We start from the raw sequence: 14,280 nt of genomic DNA, 5'->3' as shown, positions 1-14,280 counted from the left end.
TGGGCCGTGGCGCACAGTCAGCGCGTCGCGCCACCCGGCTGTCCGGTGACCTGGGTCGCAGCCGTCCCGGCTCGGCCGCATATCCGGAATGACCGACACGTGAAGCTGGTTGTGTCCCCCGTACCGCCGGAGCGCAAACCTCTTTTCCGGCACCGGAGATCCCCCGAGAGGTGCTCAACCGGAGCGCTTCACGATCGAAAGGGCAACCATCGTGAAGGTCGACTTCACTCGATGGCTCCCCGCCATCGCGAAGGACTCGTACCGCAAGACCGCACTCAGCGTGGCAGGCGTGGCCGCCCTGGGTGGCCTGGCCCTGGCGCCGACGGCCGCGGCGGCGCCGATCACCACCGGCCCGCACGAGGGCGCCGTGGCGGCGATCGACAAGGCCACCGGGCGGGCCAAGACCGACCGGACCGATGAGTCCGCACTGACCACCGGCGGCACCACGGTCAAGCCGGCCGAGGAGAAGCCCACCCGCGAGGAGCTGATCCCGCACGGCGTGCAGGGTGCTCAGTCGCGTATCCCGCTGGACGACGCTCAGCTCGCCAACGCCCGGGCCATCATCGACGTGGCCAAGAAGACCGGCGTGGGGGAGCGGGGCGCGGTGATCGGCATCGCGACGTCGCTGCAGGAGTCGAAGCTGTACAACCTTGGCCACCTCGGCATGTACAACGACCACGACTCGCAGGGCCTGTTCCAGCAGCGCCCGTCGTCGGGTTGGGGTTCGCCGGAGCAGATCACCGACCCGGAGTACGCCTCGACGGCGTTCTTCAACGCGCTCAAGAACGTCGGCGGCTGGCAGGACCTGCCGCTGACCACCGCGGCGCAGACGGTGCAGGTCTCGGCCTACCCGTTCGCGTACGCGCAGTGGGAGGAGCAGGCGGCGGACATCGTCGCGCAGCTCTGGTGACAACCAGCATGACGAACCGGCCGGTCCCCGCACGGGGGCCGGCCGGTTCGCTTTCCTCGGGCGCCAACCGGACGCTCGTTCGGTCACGGTGGCCCCACCTTTGTCGCTGGTCCACGTCCGCCCGCGTCGAGGTGGGCGCAGCCTTGGTGGTCGGGTCCGCTCGCGTGGTCGTGGTGGCCGCATTCATGTCGTTGTCCCGGGTCCGTTTCGTGGCTGCGAACGCCGAGGCCCGTTCCGGTCGTCCCGTCGGGGGTGCTTCGGCGGTTGCCCCCGGCTGGTCGGGTCGGGCGTGTCGTCGGAGGCTGAGCATGTTGCTTGAGAGGTCGATACCTCTAAGTCATCAATATGCCGCTGAGGTATCACGCTCGTTCCTCGGTGGCCCACCTCCCGCTCGGGTCGGCCGCTCTTTTCGGGTGAGTGATGGCCCGCCGCGGGTCGATCTGCCCGGACATTCCACGTATCGGGCCGCAGGGGTGGTTCGGGCCCCGCGTCGTTTCGCTTACCCCGGAGTTGATCACCCTGCCCAGCCTCCGGGGTGGGCGTTTGTTGGATGCGGTCGGTGGGGTGTTTGTCGGGTTTGTGGGTGTGATCGGTGGCATCCGGGTGGTGGAATCGGGGCCTGGTCGGGGGCGTTACATCATGCGGACGATCGAGCAGGGGCACGCCGCCGGCAGGGCTGGCCCCCGAGTACTCGAACGGCGTTTCTGAAGGGCCTCAAGCAGGTCGACGGGTGGCAGGACATGCCCCTGACCGAGGCGGCGCAGACCGTGCAGGTGTCGGCCTACCCGGACCACTACGCCCAGTGGGAACAGCAGGCCGCCGACCTGGTCGCCGAGCACTGGAACAGCTGACCCAACCGAACATGAAGACTGTTGAAGGCTCCCTCCCCACATCGGGGAGGGAGCCTTCGACCGAGCTGACCCTTGCCGGTCAGCACGCCGGTGTCGTACCGAACACCGTCTCGACGGTCTCCGGCATACCGACACGTCCCTTCGCTTCCTGGCAGCCCCGTTGCTACCACCCGCGTCGGCGTACCCGCCAACCGTCCCGGAATACGGACGGTCACCGTGGTCCGGTTCACCGGGCCGACCGAGGGGCGCTCGCCCCGGTCGCCGCCGGGCTGGGAGGTGGTCGCGCCGGCCGGTACGCCGGCGAGGTCCGGGCCCGCGTCGGGGGTGGTGCGCGTACAGTCGGGGCGGTGGAGCGTACCGAATCGATGCCGGCGCAGACCCGACCGCCCGGCGTGGCCACTGTCGACCCCGGCAGCGTGCTGCTGCCCGGCCACGACGTCCCGCTGGGCCGCTACACCACGGTGCGTCGCCTGCTGCCGCAGCGGCAGCGGCGAATGGTCGGGGCGTGGTGCTTCGTCGACCACTTCGGCCCGGACGACGTCGCCGAGCGGCCGGGCATGGAGGTCCCGCCGCACCCGCACACCGGGTTGCAGACGGTCACCTGGCTGCTGGACGGCGAGATCCTGCACCGCGACAGCCTGGGCAACGTGCAGCCGATCCGGCCCGGCCAGCTGAACGTGATGACCTCCGGGCACGGCATCGCGCACTCCGAGCGCTCGCCCGCGGACCATCCGCCGCTGATGCACGGCGTGCAGCTCTGGGTGGCGCTGCCCGACCCGGCGCGTGCCGGTGACCCCGACTTCGCCCACCACGCCGAGCTGCCCCGCTGGGCCGACGGCGAGCTGGACGTCACCCTGCTGGTGGGCGAGCTGGCCGGGGAACGCTCCCCGGCGGTGGTGCACACCCCGCTGCTCGGCGCGCAGCTGGAGCCGCGCGGTCCGGCGCCGGCCACGCTGCCGCTGCGCCCGGACTTCGAGTACGGCCTGCTGGCCATGTCGGGCTCCGCCGAGGTGGACGGGGTGTCGTTTGCTCCCGGCGCGCTGCTCTACCTCGGCACCGGGCGGGACCGGCTGACCCTACGCGGCGAGCCCGGCAGCCAGCTGCTGCTGCTCGGCGGGACGCCGTTCGACGAGCCGCTGGTGATGTGGTGGAACTTCGTCGGGCGCTCGCACGACGAGGTCGCCGCCGCCCGGGAAGACTGGATGGCCGGGCGCCGGTTCGGCGTCGTCGCCGACGACCCGGCGCCGCCGCTGCCCGCTCCCGCGCTGCCCACCACCCGGCTCAAGGCCCGTGACCGCAGCGGCGGCGTGCACGGTTGACCCGCTCGGCAGGCGTGGCCGGCGGCGACGCGGGTAGTCGCGGGCATGCCGACCAGTGCCATTTCCAGCATCGAGGACAAGAAGCGCCTGGTACGCCGGCTCGCCGGCAGCGGGCGCGGGTTCGCCGAGCAGTACGGCTTCCGGGTGATCAACAACCCGTCGAACCTGTTCCAGCTGCTCTGTCTGTCCGTCCTGCTGGCCCGCCGGGGTGACTTCCGGCGGGCCGTGGACAGTGCCCACGCGCTGCCCGGGAACGGGTGGGACAGCGCCGCCCGGCTGGCCCGTTCGCTGCACGCCGACCGGGTCCGGGTGCTGCGCGAGGCCGGCCAGCGCGGCGACGTGGACGCGCTGGCCACCGTCCTCGGCGACCTAGCCCAGACGGTGGTGGACCGATACCGGGGCGACCTGCGCCGGCTGCGCGCGTTGGCCCACCACGATCCGGCCCGGGAGCGGAAGCTGCTCACCGACCTGCCCGGGGTGGACGACCAGGTGGTCGAGCTGTTCCTGCGGGAGGCGCAGGCGCTGTGGCGGGAGGTGGCGCCGGTGGCCGACCGGCGGGCCCTCGTGGCGGCCCGCAAGCTCGGGCTCGGGCGCTCCGCCGACGACCTGGCCGGGCTGGCCGGCAGCGGCGAGTCGGAACGGCTCGCCTGGCTGGTCGGGGCGCTGGCCCGGGTCGACCTGGAACACCGGTACGCGGAGGTCACCGGCTGATCCGGCGGAGTGGACTGGCCCACAGTTCCGCATTTTCTGACCGTTAGGACGATCCCTATCGTATGATGATCGCGGCAGTGATGCCCGCCCGGTTCGGGCGTACGTCACCGCCTGGCGGCCGCGATCCGGTTCGGGCGCGGTCCGCCCAGGTCAGGTGTTTTGTGGGGCGCCCCCGGTCGCGGTTCGCGACCCGGGGCGCCCGCCTGTCTGCGCAGCCATCCACCGATGCCTGCTCGCAGGGTCCGCAGTGCACCTCGGAGTCGGAGCGAAACCGGAACCGGAACCGGTGATCGGGTGCCGAGCCGACGGCGACGAGCGCCGGGGCGGCGCACGGACGGAGTCCCGGACTCGCGGTGGCGCGACCGGAGGCGGCCCGGGTGCGGGTACCGGCGGGGTCAGATGCCGCGCAGGTGCTGCGAGACGCGCTGGTGCTTGTCGCGGGCCTGCGCCGCCCGCTGGGACGCGCTCACCTCGGGCGCGGCGTCGATCGCCGCGGAACGGGCCACCTCGTTGCCGTTGGCGTAGTCCACCGGCGGCAGCGCGCGCAGCGCCTTCAACACCTCCGGCGGGGCGCCCTCCCGTTCGGCCTCGCGGACCACGTCGTCCTTGCCGGCCGGATAGTCCAGGCTCGACAGGTACTGCAGGACGTCGGCGTAACTCGCCATGGTGTCGGCTCCTCGGGCATCGATCCGGTCACGACCGGCGGCGGTTACCCGCCCAGCCGGCCGGCACGCGCCGCCCGGCCGGAAATCCGCCGCCGTTTCCCGACCCGGTCGGCGGGTACGCGCTTCCACCGACCGAGGGAGCACCCGATGAACTACGACACCTTCATCGACCAGGTCGCCCAGCGCACCCGGACCCCGTCCGAGCGGGCTGTCGCGGTGACCCGGGCCACCCTGGAGACGCTCGCCGAGCGGCTGACCGGTGGGGAGGTGCTGGACCTGGCCGTCCAACTGCCCAAACCGCTCCAACTGGTGCTCAAGCCCAGCCCGCGTACCGAGTCTGCCGACCGGTTCGGCGGCGCCGAGTTCGTCGCCCGGGTCGCGCTGCGCGCCGGCGTCGACGAGCCGGCCGCCCGGGACGGCGCACGGGCGGTCTTCGTCACCCTCCGCGAGGCGATCAGCGGCGGCGAGTTCGACGACGTGGCGGCCCAACTGCCGCGCGACTACCGCGACCTGGTCGAGCCTGCGATGGCCCCCGGTGCGACGCTGCGCCATTCCTGACCGGGTGTGCGTCGACCACTGCCGCCCGGTGACCCGACGCCGGCCGGCGGTCAGGCGATCGAGCCGGCCGCCCGCAGGTCGGCGATCCGGAGTGCGTCGAAGCCCGCCTCGACCAGCACCTCGTCGGTGTGCTCGCCGGGTTGCGGTGGCGGCCGGCGCAGCGCCGTCGGCGTGCCGGAGAACCGGGGGGCCGGTGCCGGCTGGGTCACCCCGTCCCGCTCCACGAACGTGCCCCGCGCGGCCAGGTGCGGATGCTCCGGGGCCTCCCGCCAGTCCAGCACCGGCGCCACGCAGGCGTCGCAGGCGGTGAGCAGCGCGGTCCACTCGTCCCGGCTGCGGGTGCGGAACAGCCGTGCCCAGGCCGCCCGCAGCGCCGGCCAGTGCGCCGGGTCGGTACGGTCCAGCGCCTCGTCCGGGTGCAGCGGGAAGCCCGTCCGGCGCACCAGCTCGTCGTAGAACTTCGGCTCCAGCGCGCCGACCGCCAGGTAGCGGCCGTCGGCGCACTCGTACGTGTCGTAGAAGGGCGCGCCGCCGTCGAGCAGGTTCACCCCGCGCGGGTCCTGCCACATACCGAGCCGCCGCAGCGCGTGGATCTGCGTGCTGAGCACCGCCACGCCGTCCACGATGGCCGCGTCGACCACCTGGCCGGTGGCGCCGCCGCGCACCGCGTACAGGGCGGCGACCAGGCCGAGGGCCAGCATCATCCCGCCGCCGCCGAAGTCGCCGAGCAGGTTCATCGGCGGCACCGGGCGCTCACCGGCCCGGCCGATGCCGTGCAGCGCCCCGCTCAGCGCCAGGTAGTCGATGTCGTGCCCGGCGTACGGGGCGACCGGCCCGTCCTGCCCCCAGCCGGTCATCCGCCCGTAGACCAGCCGGGGGTTCGCCGCGAGGCAGTGCGCCGGCCCGACACCCAGCCGCTCGGTCACCCCCGGCCGGAAGCCCTCGATGAGCGCGTCCGCGCCGGCCACCAGGGCGAGCACCACCTCCCGGCCACCCGCCGACTTCAGGTCGACGGCGATCGAGCGGCGGCCCCGGTTGAGCAGGTCCGGATGCGGGGTGCCGAAGGCGGCCGGGTCCACGTCGGAGACCCGGTCCACCCGGACCACGTCGGCACCCAGGTCGGCGAGCATCATCGCGGCGAACGGACCCGGCCCGATGCCGGCCAGTTCCACCACCCGTACGCCGGCGAGCGGGCCGGCCGGGACGTCCTCGGTCATCGGGCCACGATAGGCGCTGGGGGGTTTGCGCCGTAAGGGGCCGGGAATCCGGCGCCGGCCCGGCCTGCATGGCCGCGCTGGACGTCGACCGCGTCCTCGCCGCGGTCGTCGCCCGCTGATTCCCCCGGGATGCCGTTTGGCGCGCGGAATCAGCCTGGCCTAACCTTGTCGCCACGAGGGGAGTACTTCCCACGAACCATTCCGGTCAGTACGGCGGGCCCCGGAGCGCGCCTCGGGTGGTTGCCCACGAAAGGTGGGTGAAGGAGACCTCGAACATGTCACGGTGTTCGAGGAGGCTCCATGTCCGGTTCGTCATACCTTGCTGCGACCGAGATCCAGTCGGTCGGCACCCCCACGCTGTGGGGCGTCACGATCGCCGGCGTGCTCGCGCTGCTGGTGCTCGACTTCCTGGTCACCCGCCGCCCGCACGAGGTGTCGTTGCGCGAGGCGCTGGGCTGGTCGGCCTTCTACATCGCCCTGCCGCTCGCCTTCGGCGGCTGGGTCTGGTCCCGGTACGGCTCCCAGCAGGGTGTCGAGTACCTCACCGGTTACCTGGTGGAGAAGTCGCTCTCGGTCGACAATCTCTTCGTCTTCATGCTGCTGCTGGCCGCGTTCGCGGTGCCCGCGGTCCTCGCCCAGCGGGTCCTGCTCTACGGCATCGCCGGCGCGCTGGTGCTCCGGGCGGTCTTCATCGCGCTCGGCGCCGCCGCCCTGCAGACCCTGGACTTCGCCTTCCTGCTCTTCGCCGCGATCCTGCTCGTCACCGCGGTCAAGCTGCTGCGTGACGCCCTCTCCGGGCACCAGCAGGAGGTGGACATCAACAAGATGCGGTCGGTGCGGCTGTTGCGCCGGTTCATGCCGGTGACCGACGAGTACCACGGCACCCGGATGACCATCCGGGAGCACGGCCGGCGGACGCTGACCCCGCTCGCCCTCGTGGTGGTCGCGGTGCTCGCCACCGACGTGGTCTTCGCGGTCGACTCGGTGCCGGCGGTCTACGGCATCACCGAGGACCCGTACCTGGTCTTCGCCACCAACGCGTTCGCCCTGCTCGGCCTGCGGGCGCTCTACTTCGTGCTGCACGCCGCGCTGAGCCGGCTGGTCCACCTCAGCTACGGGCTGGCCGCCATCCTGGCCTTCATCGGCGTCAAACTCGGCCTGCACTGGGCGCACGGCATCTGGAAGGGCGTGCCGGAGATCCCCACCCTGGCCTCGCTCGGCGTGATCATCGGGGTGCTGGTGGTCGTCACCATCACCAGCCTGCGGGCCACCCGCACCACCGTCGGCGGCGAGCGGGAGGTCGTCGCGGAGCGGCGCTGAACGGGTCACCCGGCCCGGTCGGCTCCGTCCGACCGCCCCCTGCGGCGCCGCCCGGGGTGGTACCACTGACGGGTGGGAATCGTGTCACCAGGCTTCCAGGGCCGGCCCCGCTCCGCGGAGCCGGCCCTGCCGCCGGGGCAGTACCTGACCCAGGACTTCCCGGTGCTCTCCGCGGGTCCGACCCCGAAGGTGCCGCTGGACACCTGGGAGTTCGTCATCACCGCCGAGACCGGCGCCGAGTACCGGTGGAGCTGGGACGAGCTGATGGCATTGCCCCAGGAGACGCCGACGGTGGACATCCACTGCGTGACCCGCTGGTCCAAGCGGGACACCACCTGGCAGGGCGTCTCGCTGGACACGCTGCTCGACGGCGTCGACACCGGTGCGCACTACGTGCAGGCCCACTCGTACGGCGGCTACACCACCAACCTGCCGCTGGACGACCTGCGCGGCGGACGGGCCTGGGTGGCGCACACCTTCGAGGGGCGCCCACTGCCCGCCGAGCACGGCGGTCCGGCCCGGCTGCTGGTGCCGCACCTGTACTTCTGGAAGTCGGCCAAGTGGGTGCGCGGCATCCGGCTGACCCCCACCGACGAGCCCGGATTCTGGGAGACCGCCGGCTACCACGACTACGGGGACCCGTGGCGTGAGCAGCGGTACCAGGGCGATTGACCGCGCCGCTGCGCTGGCGGGTGGCCCGGCTCGTGGAGCGCCGGGTCGAGACGCCGAGCGCGCAGACCCTGGTGCTGGAGGTGCCCGACTGGCCGGGGCACCTGCCCGGGCAGCACGTCGACCTGCGGCTCACCGCCGAGGACGGCTACCAGGCGGCGCGGTCGTACTCGGTGGCCGGGCCGGTGGCCGACGGGCCCGGCGGGCCGCGGATCGAGGTGACCGTCCAGCGGGTGCCGGACGGCGAGGTGTCGCCGTATCTGATCGACACGTATGCCGAGGGTGACCCGGTCGAGGTGCGCGGCCCGGTCGGCGGCTGGTTCGTCTGGCGGTCGGCGGAGACCGCGCCGGTGCTGCTGGTCGGCGGCGGCTCGGGCGTGGTGCCGCTGATGGCGATGATCCGGGCCCGCCGGGCGGCCGGCAACCGGGCGCCGTTCCGGCTGCTCTACTCGGTGCGCACCCCGGACGACGTGATCTACGCCGACGAGCTGCGCCGTCGGGCCCGGGACGACTTCGGCCTCGACGTGGCGTACGTCTACACCCGGCAGGCGCCGCAGGGGTGGCGGGGCGAGCCGCACCGGATCGGGCTGGCCGACGTGAACAGCCACGGCTGGCCACCGGACCTGGAACCGCTCTGCTACGTCTGCGGCCCGACCGGCTTCGTGGAGACCGTGGCGGACCTGCTGGTCGGGCTGGGCCACCAGAGCCCGCGGGTGAAGACCGAACGGTTCGGCCCCACCGGCTGAGCGTCGAGGAGGCACCATGACCGACATGTCCTACCTGGACGGCAACATGCTCGACGGCCCGCTCCGCGAGTTGTTCGCCGTCGACCTGAGCACCGCCAGCGGCCGCTGCGAGAACTGCGGCATGCTCGGCCCGATGGCCGGGCTGCGGGTCTACTCGCACGCCCCGGGCCTGGTCGGGCGCTGCCCGAACTGTTCCGGGGTGATGCTGCGCCTGGTCCGCTCGCCGGACCGGGCCTGGCTGGACCTGCGCGGCAGCACCTACCTCCAGGTGCCGATGCCGCTCGACCAGCCGCACCCCGGCCCGCTCTGACCGACCGCCCCGCCGCCGGCCCACCAGGCTGGCGGGCACACCCAGCCCGCCGAGCATGGCCGGTCCGCCCAGCAGGGCCGGCGCGCTCGGCGGGGCCGGCGCGCTCGGCGGGGCCGGCGGGGCCGGTCCGTCCAGCACGGCGAGCAGGGTCGGTCCGGCGGGCTCAGCCGGGGCCGGCAGGGCCTGTCCGCCACGAATCGCGGGCCCGCCCGAAGTCGGCGCGGCCGGTAGGTTCGACGGATGCCGGCGCCGCCCACCTCCGTGCTCGCCGACCTGCTCGCCCGCGTCGCCGGGGGACCGGTGCGGATCGGCGCGGCCACCCCGGCGGCGGCCGGTTGGTCGGCCGACCGGGCGGCGTACCCCTGGCTTTCGCGGGTGCCGGTGCACGGCCCGCCGGGATGGCCGGTGCGGTCCGTGGTGGTGAAGACCCGGCGGCCGGACCGGGGCCGGCCGGGCGACCCGGTGCGGGAGCGGGTGGCGCTGGAGTTCCTGGCCGAGGTGGGCTGCGCGGTGGGCCCGCTGGTGCTTGCGCACGACGATCGGCTCGGCCTGCTGGTGCTGGAGGACCTCGGCGTCGGCCCCGGATTGGAGGACCTGCTGGTCGGGACCGACCCGGACCGGGCGACCCGGGGTTTCGTCGCGCTGGCCGAGGCCGCCGGCCGGCTGCACGCGGCCACCCGGGGGGCGCCAGGACGCCTTCCGCGAGCGGCTCGCCGCCGCCGGCCGCCGCGCCCCGGGCGCAGCGTCCTGGCCGGCGCGCCGTGCTGGTCCCGGGTGCCGGTCGAGGTGGGCCGCCGGGTGGAGCGCGCCTACCGGGCGGCCGCCGGCCAGCGCGACGACGGAGCCTGGGCGGCGGGGATGGCCGCCGCGACCGCCGCCTGGGCAGTGGTCCGGCTGGCCCGGCTGCCGAAGCTGCTCGCCGCCGACCCGCCGCACCCGATGGGCTTCTCCCGCCGGGGGCAGTTGCTGGACACCCTCCGGGTGGCCGTCGCCGCTGGCGCCGCCGGCGGACCGCTGCCAGCCCTCACCGCCTGGCTGGCTGCGACCGACGAGCACCTCCGTCGCCGCTGGCCCCACCTCCCACCCACCCAACCCTGCTATCCCGCCTACCACCCCGCCGCCGCCTTCGGGGGGCGCGGGACGGCGGGTGGGAGTGCGGCGCCGGTGACCCGGGGCAGGCGGCGCCGGTGCGGGTGACGCCCGGCACACCCCGGGCGCCGCGGCGGGTAACCCGCTGGACGTCCACCGGACCGGGGGCCAGAGTTGTCCGCCGTGAGATATCTGCGCACCGCCGGCCCGGCCGGTATCCGCCGCCCCCGACCGGCCGACGAGGCCGAGTTCATCGCGGCCGCCCGGCGCAGCCGCGAGCTGCACCACCCCTGGCTCGCCGCCCCCACCGACCCGGCGGCGTACGCCGCGTACCTGGCCAGGATCCGCCGGCGGGACCACTCCGGCTACCTGATCTGCGACCGGGCCAGCGGGGAGATCGCCGGGTACGTGAACATCAGCGGGATCCTGCTCGGCGCGCTGCGCGGCGGCTACCTCGGCTACGCCGCCTTCCTGCCGTACAGCGGCACCGGGCACGCCTCGGCGGGCATCGGCCTGGTGATCGAGCACGCCTTCACCACGTTGGGCCTGCACCGGCTGGAGGCGAGCATCCAGCCGGGCAACGAGCCGTCCCGCCGGGTGGCCCGCAAGCTGGGCTTCCGGTTGGAGGGCTACTCGCCGGAGTACCTCTTCATCGACGGGGCCTGGCGGGACCACGAACGCTGGGCGATCACCGCTCCGGCGGCCGGACCGGCCGGTGCCGGCCGCCTGCGGGCGACCGGCACCGGATGACGGCTCAGCGTCCGGGCCGTCGCGCGTCGCCGCGCTGCATGCCCAGCCGCTCGATGCGGCCCTGCTTGTGCTCGACCCGCCGCCGCTGCCGCGCGGTGAGCTGCTTGCGCCCGCTCTGCCGCAGGTAGATCGGCTGCCGCTGGTCGTTGGACATCGGGGTGCTCATCGGTTGCCTCCCGCTCGGATGGGACCGACGACCATGCTCCGCCGCCGCCGGGTGAGCGCACCCCGCCCGAACCGGGTGAACCGGGCTCAGCTGCCCGGCCGGGGGAACGCCACCGGGCTGCGGTGCCCGTCGCGGCCCACCGCCCGTACGCCGAAGAAGACGTTGTCCTTGGACAGGTCGATGGTCACCTCGGTGACGTCGCCGACCGGGATCACCCGCTGCCACTCCGGCGCGGTGGTCTCCCGCCACAGCACCTCGTAGCCGGCGAGGTCCGGCTCGTCGCCGCGCTGCCAGCGCAGGGTGGTGTCGTTGGTGAGGTTGCTGGTGACGATGACCGCGCCCCTCGGGGTGCCGGGGGCGCGGGCCAGCGACCAGAGCGCGGCGCCGTTGACCCGGGCCACCCGGGTGACGTACGCGAAGTCGCAGAACTCCGGCAGGTCGCCGAACTGCCGGCCGTCCAGTCGTAGTGCCCGGTGATCACGTACGTCCGGTTCGGCGACGTCTCCCCGCGCAGCGTCGCCACCACGTTGGTGATGCGGGTGGGCACCGGGATCCGGGAGGCCGGCTGCTGTACGTACGACTGGAGCTCGACGGTCATCCGGCCGCCGGAGGCGGCGGCGTACTCGCGCATCCGCTCGTGGATCCAGTCCCGGGCGGCGCCGATGCCGCGCTCCGGGTCGTCCTGGCTGGAGAGAGTGTGTCGGGTGCCGAACGCCGCCAACCGGCGGACGACGGCCTCGATCCGCCGCTGGTCGACCTGCCGGAGCAGGTCACGCAGGTCCCGGTCGGGGGCCTGCGGTCGGACCGGACGGCCCGGCCCGGTGGGCGGCGTGTCGTGCGCGGCGGCGGGCTCGGCCAGCAGGGGCACGGCGACGGTGGCGACGGTGGCGGCGGCGGAGGCGGACAGGAAGGTGCGCCGGGCGGACCTCGTGGGTCGGTCGCCGGCGGTGTCGTGGGATCCCATCACCGCATCCTCGCCATCGACGACGGTGGTTGTCCATATCGCCGGGCATGGATGTGTCCGGGTTTCACCCGGAGCGGGTGATGACGGACGGTGACCGGCGTTCCTACGGTGAGACGTATGGCTGCCGTGCGTGCGACGCCCGCCGATCCGACCCCCGGCCTGGTCGCCACCGCCTGGGAGGGCGGCGACCAACGGGCCCTGCCGCCCGAGCTCGGCCCGGGCTCGCTCGCGGTGCTCAGCGGCCCGACCTTCATGTACGCCGACCAGTGCGGGGACGTGCCGCCGGGCAGCATCGGCGGCCTGGTGCACCTGGACACCCGGCTGGTCTGCGGGTGGGTGCTGTCGGTCAACGGGAGCCGGCTGCTGGCGTTGCGCTCGCAGACGTTCCAGCACTACTCGGCCCAGTACGTGCTCACCAACCAGGAACTGCCCGACCTGCCCCCGAACAGCCTGGGCGTCCGCCGGCTGCGCTACGTGGGTGACGGGTTCCACGAGCGGATCACCATCGCGTCGTTCCGACCGGAGCCCGTCCGGTTCGAGCTGCGGCTGGCCGTGGCCGCCGACTTCGCCGACCTGTTCGAGGTGAAGTCGGGCGTCCGGGACCGCTCGGCGCAGATCGTCCGCGACCACCAGCCGGACCGGTCGGAGCTGTGCTTCTCGTACGCGGTGGACGGGTTCGCCGCGGAGACCCGGGTCAGCAGCTCGATGCCGGCCCGGATCGAGGGAGACGAGCTGGTCTGGGCGGTCGCCCTCGCCCCGCGCGAGGAGTGGGAGGTGGACCTGCACGTGCCGCTGCCGCCCGGGATGGGGGTGGTGGAGCCGGTCCGGGGCGACATCGCCGACGTCGTCCACCAGCGGGTCGACGACCCGGTGCGCCGGTGGACCACCAGCCGGGCGCTGCTGACCAGCGACAACGAGACTCTGACGCGGACGGTGCGCCAGTCGCGCGACGACCTCGCGGCGCTGCGACTCGAACTCGAGGTCAAGGGGCAGCGGATCGTGCTGCCCGGGGCGGGTCTGCCCTGGTTTCTCACCGTCTTCGGCCGGGACACCCTGATCACCGCGTACCAGACGCTGGGGGCCGGGCCGATGCTGGCCCAGGGGGCGCTGCTCGCGCTGGCCCGGTTGCAGGGGCGGCGCTGCGACGACTTCACCGACGAGGAGCCCGGCAAGATCCTGCACGAGGTTCGTAGCGGCGAGCTGACCCGCACCGGGGTGAAGCCGTACACCCCCAACTACGGCACCGCGGACGCCACCCAGCTCTGGCTGATCCTGCTGTCGGAGTACTGGCGGTGGAGCCGCGACGACGAGACCGTGCGGTTGCTCCGGGACAACGCGATCGCCGCGCTGCACTGGATCGACGACTACGGCGACCGGGACGGCGACGGCTACGTCGAGTACGCCACCCGCTCGCCGGAAGGGCTCGGCAACCAGTGCTGGCGGGACTCGCCGGACGGGGTCTGTTTCGCCGACGGCCGGATCCCGGTGCTGCCGCTGGCCACCTCCGACCTGCAGGGCTACACCTACGACGCGAAGCTGCGGCTGGCCGAGCTGGCCGACGGACCGCTCGCCGATCCGGCCCTCGCCGAACGGTTGCGCGCCGACGCGGCCCGGCTGTTCGACCGGTTCAACCGGGACTACTGGATCGACGAGCGGGGCGGCTACTACGCGGTCGCCCTGGACGGCGACAAGAACCGGGTCGACGCGATGACGTCCAACATGGGACACCTGCTGTGGAGCGGGATCGTGCCGGCGGAGCGGGCCGAGGCGGTGGTGCGGCAGTTGATGTACCCGACGGCGTGCAGCCCGCAGGCGTGGGCGACCGGCGCGCCGCTCGCGCTGACCCGGGCGATGCTCGCGTGGAGCCGGTGGACGGCCGGCTGACCCTCGACCCGCACATCCCGCCCGAGGTCGGCCGGATCAGGGTGGACCGGGTCCGGGCCTTCGGCCACTCCTGGGACGTGGAGGCGGTGGGCGACGCCGGGTACGTCCGGCTTTCCGGCTGAGTTCACGTTTGCCCCTCCGGTCGGTGGGA

Annotated in this window: 15 protein-coding genes and 2 pseudogenes; 13 read left to right on the top strand and 4 right to left on the bottom strand. The window is 73.8% G+C overall.

Annotated elements, in window-relative coordinates:
- Nucleotides 1–211 precede the first annotated feature (211 nt).
- The 4 genes and pseudogenes from FHX32_RS35125 to FHX32_RS15930 form a co-directional block, all read left to right on the top strand.
- Nucleotides 212–397, top strand: a pseudogene (locus FHX32_RS35125) (hypothetical protein); the annotation flags it as partial.
- 72 nt (nucleotides 398–469) lie between these two features.
- Nucleotides 470–910 (top strand): annotated as a pseudogene (locus tag FHX32_RS35120) (hypothetical protein); the annotation flags it as partial.
- Nucleotides 911–2,108: 1,198 nt separating this feature from the next.
- Nucleotides 2,109–3,080, top strand: a complete 972-nt coding sequence (locus tag FHX32_RS15935) for a pirin family protein (protein WP_167183263.1) — start codon at nucleotides 2,109–2,111, stop codon at nucleotides 3,078–3,080.
- Nucleotides 3,081–3,125: 45 nt separating this feature from the next.
- Nucleotides 3,126–3,791 (top strand): hypothetical protein, encoded by a 666-nt coding sequence (locus tag FHX32_RS15930; RefSeq protein WP_167183260.1) that lies wholly within the window; start codon nucleotides 3,126–3,128, stop codon nucleotides 3,789–3,791.
- 395 nt (nucleotides 3,792–4,186) lie between these two features.
- Here FHX32_RS15930 and FHX32_RS15925 read toward each other — a convergent pair whose 3' ends face one another.
- A complete protein-coding gene (locus FHX32_RS15925; RefSeq protein ID WP_167183257.1) occupies nucleotides 4,187–4,456 on the bottom strand; it encodes a DUF2795 domain-containing protein in 270 nt (89 codons plus the stop codon).
- Between the two features lie 147 nt (nucleotides 4,457–4,603).
- Between FHX32_RS15925 and FHX32_RS15920 the strand changes: the two genes are divergently transcribed.
- On the top strand, nucleotides 4,604–5,014 hold the full coding sequence (locus FHX32_RS15920) for a DUF2267 domain-containing protein (RefSeq protein ID WP_167183254.1): 411 nt from the start codon (nucleotides 4,604–4,606) through the stop codon (nucleotides 5,012–5,014).
- A gap of 50 nt (nucleotides 5,015–5,064) precedes the next feature.
- Here FHX32_RS15920 and FHX32_RS15915 read toward each other — a convergent pair whose 3' ends face one another.
- Entirely contained in the window at nucleotides 5,065–6,231 is a 1,167-nt protein-coding gene (locus FHX32_RS15915) for a CaiB/BaiF CoA transferase family protein (RefSeq protein ID WP_167183251.1), read from the bottom strand.
- Between the two features lie 300 nt (nucleotides 6,232–6,531).
- Between FHX32_RS15915 and FHX32_RS15910 the strand changes: the two genes are divergently transcribed.
- From FHX32_RS15910 to FHX32_RS15885, 6 genes are all read left to right on the top strand, one after another.
- A complete protein-coding gene (locus FHX32_RS15910; protein WP_167183248.1) occupies nucleotides 6,532–7,551 on the top strand; it encodes a TerC/Alx family metal homeostasis membrane protein in 1,020 nt (339 codons plus the stop codon).
- A gap of 81 nt (nucleotides 7,552–7,632) precedes the next feature.
- Nucleotides 7,633–8,223 carry a sulfite oxidase-like oxidoreductase gene (locus FHX32_RS15905; RefSeq protein ID WP_393348568.1) on the top strand — a complete coding sequence of 197 codons (591 nt, stop codon included), beginning with the start codon at nucleotides 7,633–7,635 and terminating at the stop codon, nucleotides 8,221–8,223.
- Complete coding sequence (locus FHX32_RS15900) at nucleotides 8,220–8,966, top strand: ferredoxin reductase (protein WP_167183242.1); 747 nt, start codon at nucleotides 8,220–8,222, stop codon at nucleotides 8,964–8,966. The genes FHX32_RS15905 and FHX32_RS15900 overlap by 4 nt, the downstream gene beginning before the upstream one ends.
- Before the next feature lie 16 nt (nucleotides 8,967–8,982).
- On the top strand, nucleotides 8,983–9,276 hold the full coding sequence (locus FHX32_RS15895) for a DUF6510 family protein (protein WP_088993634.1): 294 nt from the start codon (nucleotides 8,983–8,985) through the stop codon (nucleotides 9,274–9,276).
- Between the two features lie 240 nt (nucleotides 9,277–9,516).
- Nucleotides 9,517–10,473, top strand: a complete 957-nt coding sequence (locus FHX32_RS15890; RefSeq protein WP_167183239.1) for a hypothetical protein — start codon at nucleotides 9,517–9,519, stop codon at nucleotides 10,471–10,473.
- 75 nt (nucleotides 10,474–10,548) lie between these two features.
- Nucleotides 10,549–11,115 (top strand): GNAT family N-acetyltransferase, encoded by a 567-nt coding sequence (locus FHX32_RS15885; RefSeq protein ID WP_486481122.1) that lies wholly within the window; start codon nucleotides 10,549–10,551, stop codon nucleotides 11,113–11,115.
- Nucleotides 11,116–11,119: 4 nt separating this feature from the next.
- Here the strand turns inward: FHX32_RS15885 and FHX32_RS15880 are convergent, their stop codons facing one another.
- Complete coding sequence (locus FHX32_RS15880) at nucleotides 11,120–11,281, bottom strand: hypothetical protein (protein WP_167183233.1); 162 nt, start codon at nucleotides 11,279–11,281, stop codon at nucleotides 11,120–11,122.
- 86 nt (nucleotides 11,282–11,367) lie between these two features.
- Nucleotides 11,368–11,682 (bottom strand): fibronectin type III domain-containing protein, encoded by a 315-nt coding sequence (locus FHX32_RS35115; protein ID WP_486481121.1) that lies wholly within the window; start codon nucleotides 11,680–11,682, stop codon nucleotides 11,368–11,370.
- Nucleotides 11,683–12,362: 680 nt separating this feature from the next.
- On the opposite strand from FHX32_RS35115, the gene FHX32_RS15870 reads away from it, so the two are divergent.
- Nucleotides 12,363–14,129 carry a glycogen debranching N-terminal domain-containing protein gene (locus FHX32_RS15870; RefSeq protein WP_167183230.1) on the top strand — a complete coding sequence of 589 codons (1,767 nt, stop codon included), beginning with the start codon at nucleotides 12,363–12,365 and terminating at the stop codon, nucleotides 14,127–14,129.
- Complete coding sequence (locus FHX32_RS15865; RefSeq protein ID WP_167183227.1) at nucleotides 14,114–14,251, top strand: potassium-transporting ATPase subunit C; 138 nt, start codon at nucleotides 14,114–14,116, stop codon at nucleotides 14,249–14,251. Before FHX32_RS15870 ends, FHX32_RS15865 begins: the two co-directional genes overlap by 16 nt.
- Nucleotides 14,252–14,280: the final 29 nt, after the last annotated feature.

The sequence above is a fragment of the Micromonospora sp. CNZ280 genome, assembly GCF_011759515.1.
Note: the sequence above shows the minus strand (reverse complement) of the source record. Positions and strands in the feature narration are given on the sequence as shown.

Coding starts and splice junctions, on each gene's coding strand:
- FHX32_RS15930 (WP_167183260.1), top strand. CDS start 3,126: ATGCCGACCAGTGCCATTTCCAGCATCGAGGACAAGAAGCGCCTGGTA.
- FHX32_RS15925 (WP_167183257.1), bottom strand. CDS start 4,456: ATGGCGAGTTACGCCGACGTCCTGCAGTACCTGTCGAGCCTGGACTAT.
- FHX32_RS15920 (WP_167183254.1), top strand. CDS start 4,604: ATGAACTACGACACCTTCATCGACCAGGTCGCCCAGCGCACCCGGACC.
- FHX32_RS15915 (WP_167183251.1), bottom strand. CDS start 6,231: ATGACCGAGGACGTCCCGGCCGGCCCGCTCGCCGGCGTACGGGTGGTG.
- FHX32_RS15910 (WP_167183248.1), top strand. CDS start 6,532: ATGTCCGGTTCGTCATACCTTGCTGCGACCGAGATCCAGTCGGTCGGC.
- FHX32_RS15895 (WP_088993634.1), top strand. CDS start 8,983: ATGACCGACATGTCCTACCTGGACGGCAACATGCTCGACGGCCCGCTC.
- FHX32_RS15890 (WP_167183239.1), top strand. CDS start 9,517: ATGCCGGCGCCGCCCACCTCCGTGCTCGCCGACCTGCTCGCCCGCGTC.
- FHX32_RS15880 (WP_167183233.1), bottom strand. CDS start 11,281: ATGAGCACCCCGATGTCCAACGACCAGCGGCAGCCGATCTACCTGCGG.
- FHX32_RS15870 (WP_167183230.1), top strand. CDS start 12,363: ATGGCTGCCGTGCGTGCGACGCCCGCCGATCCGACCCCCGGCCTGGTC.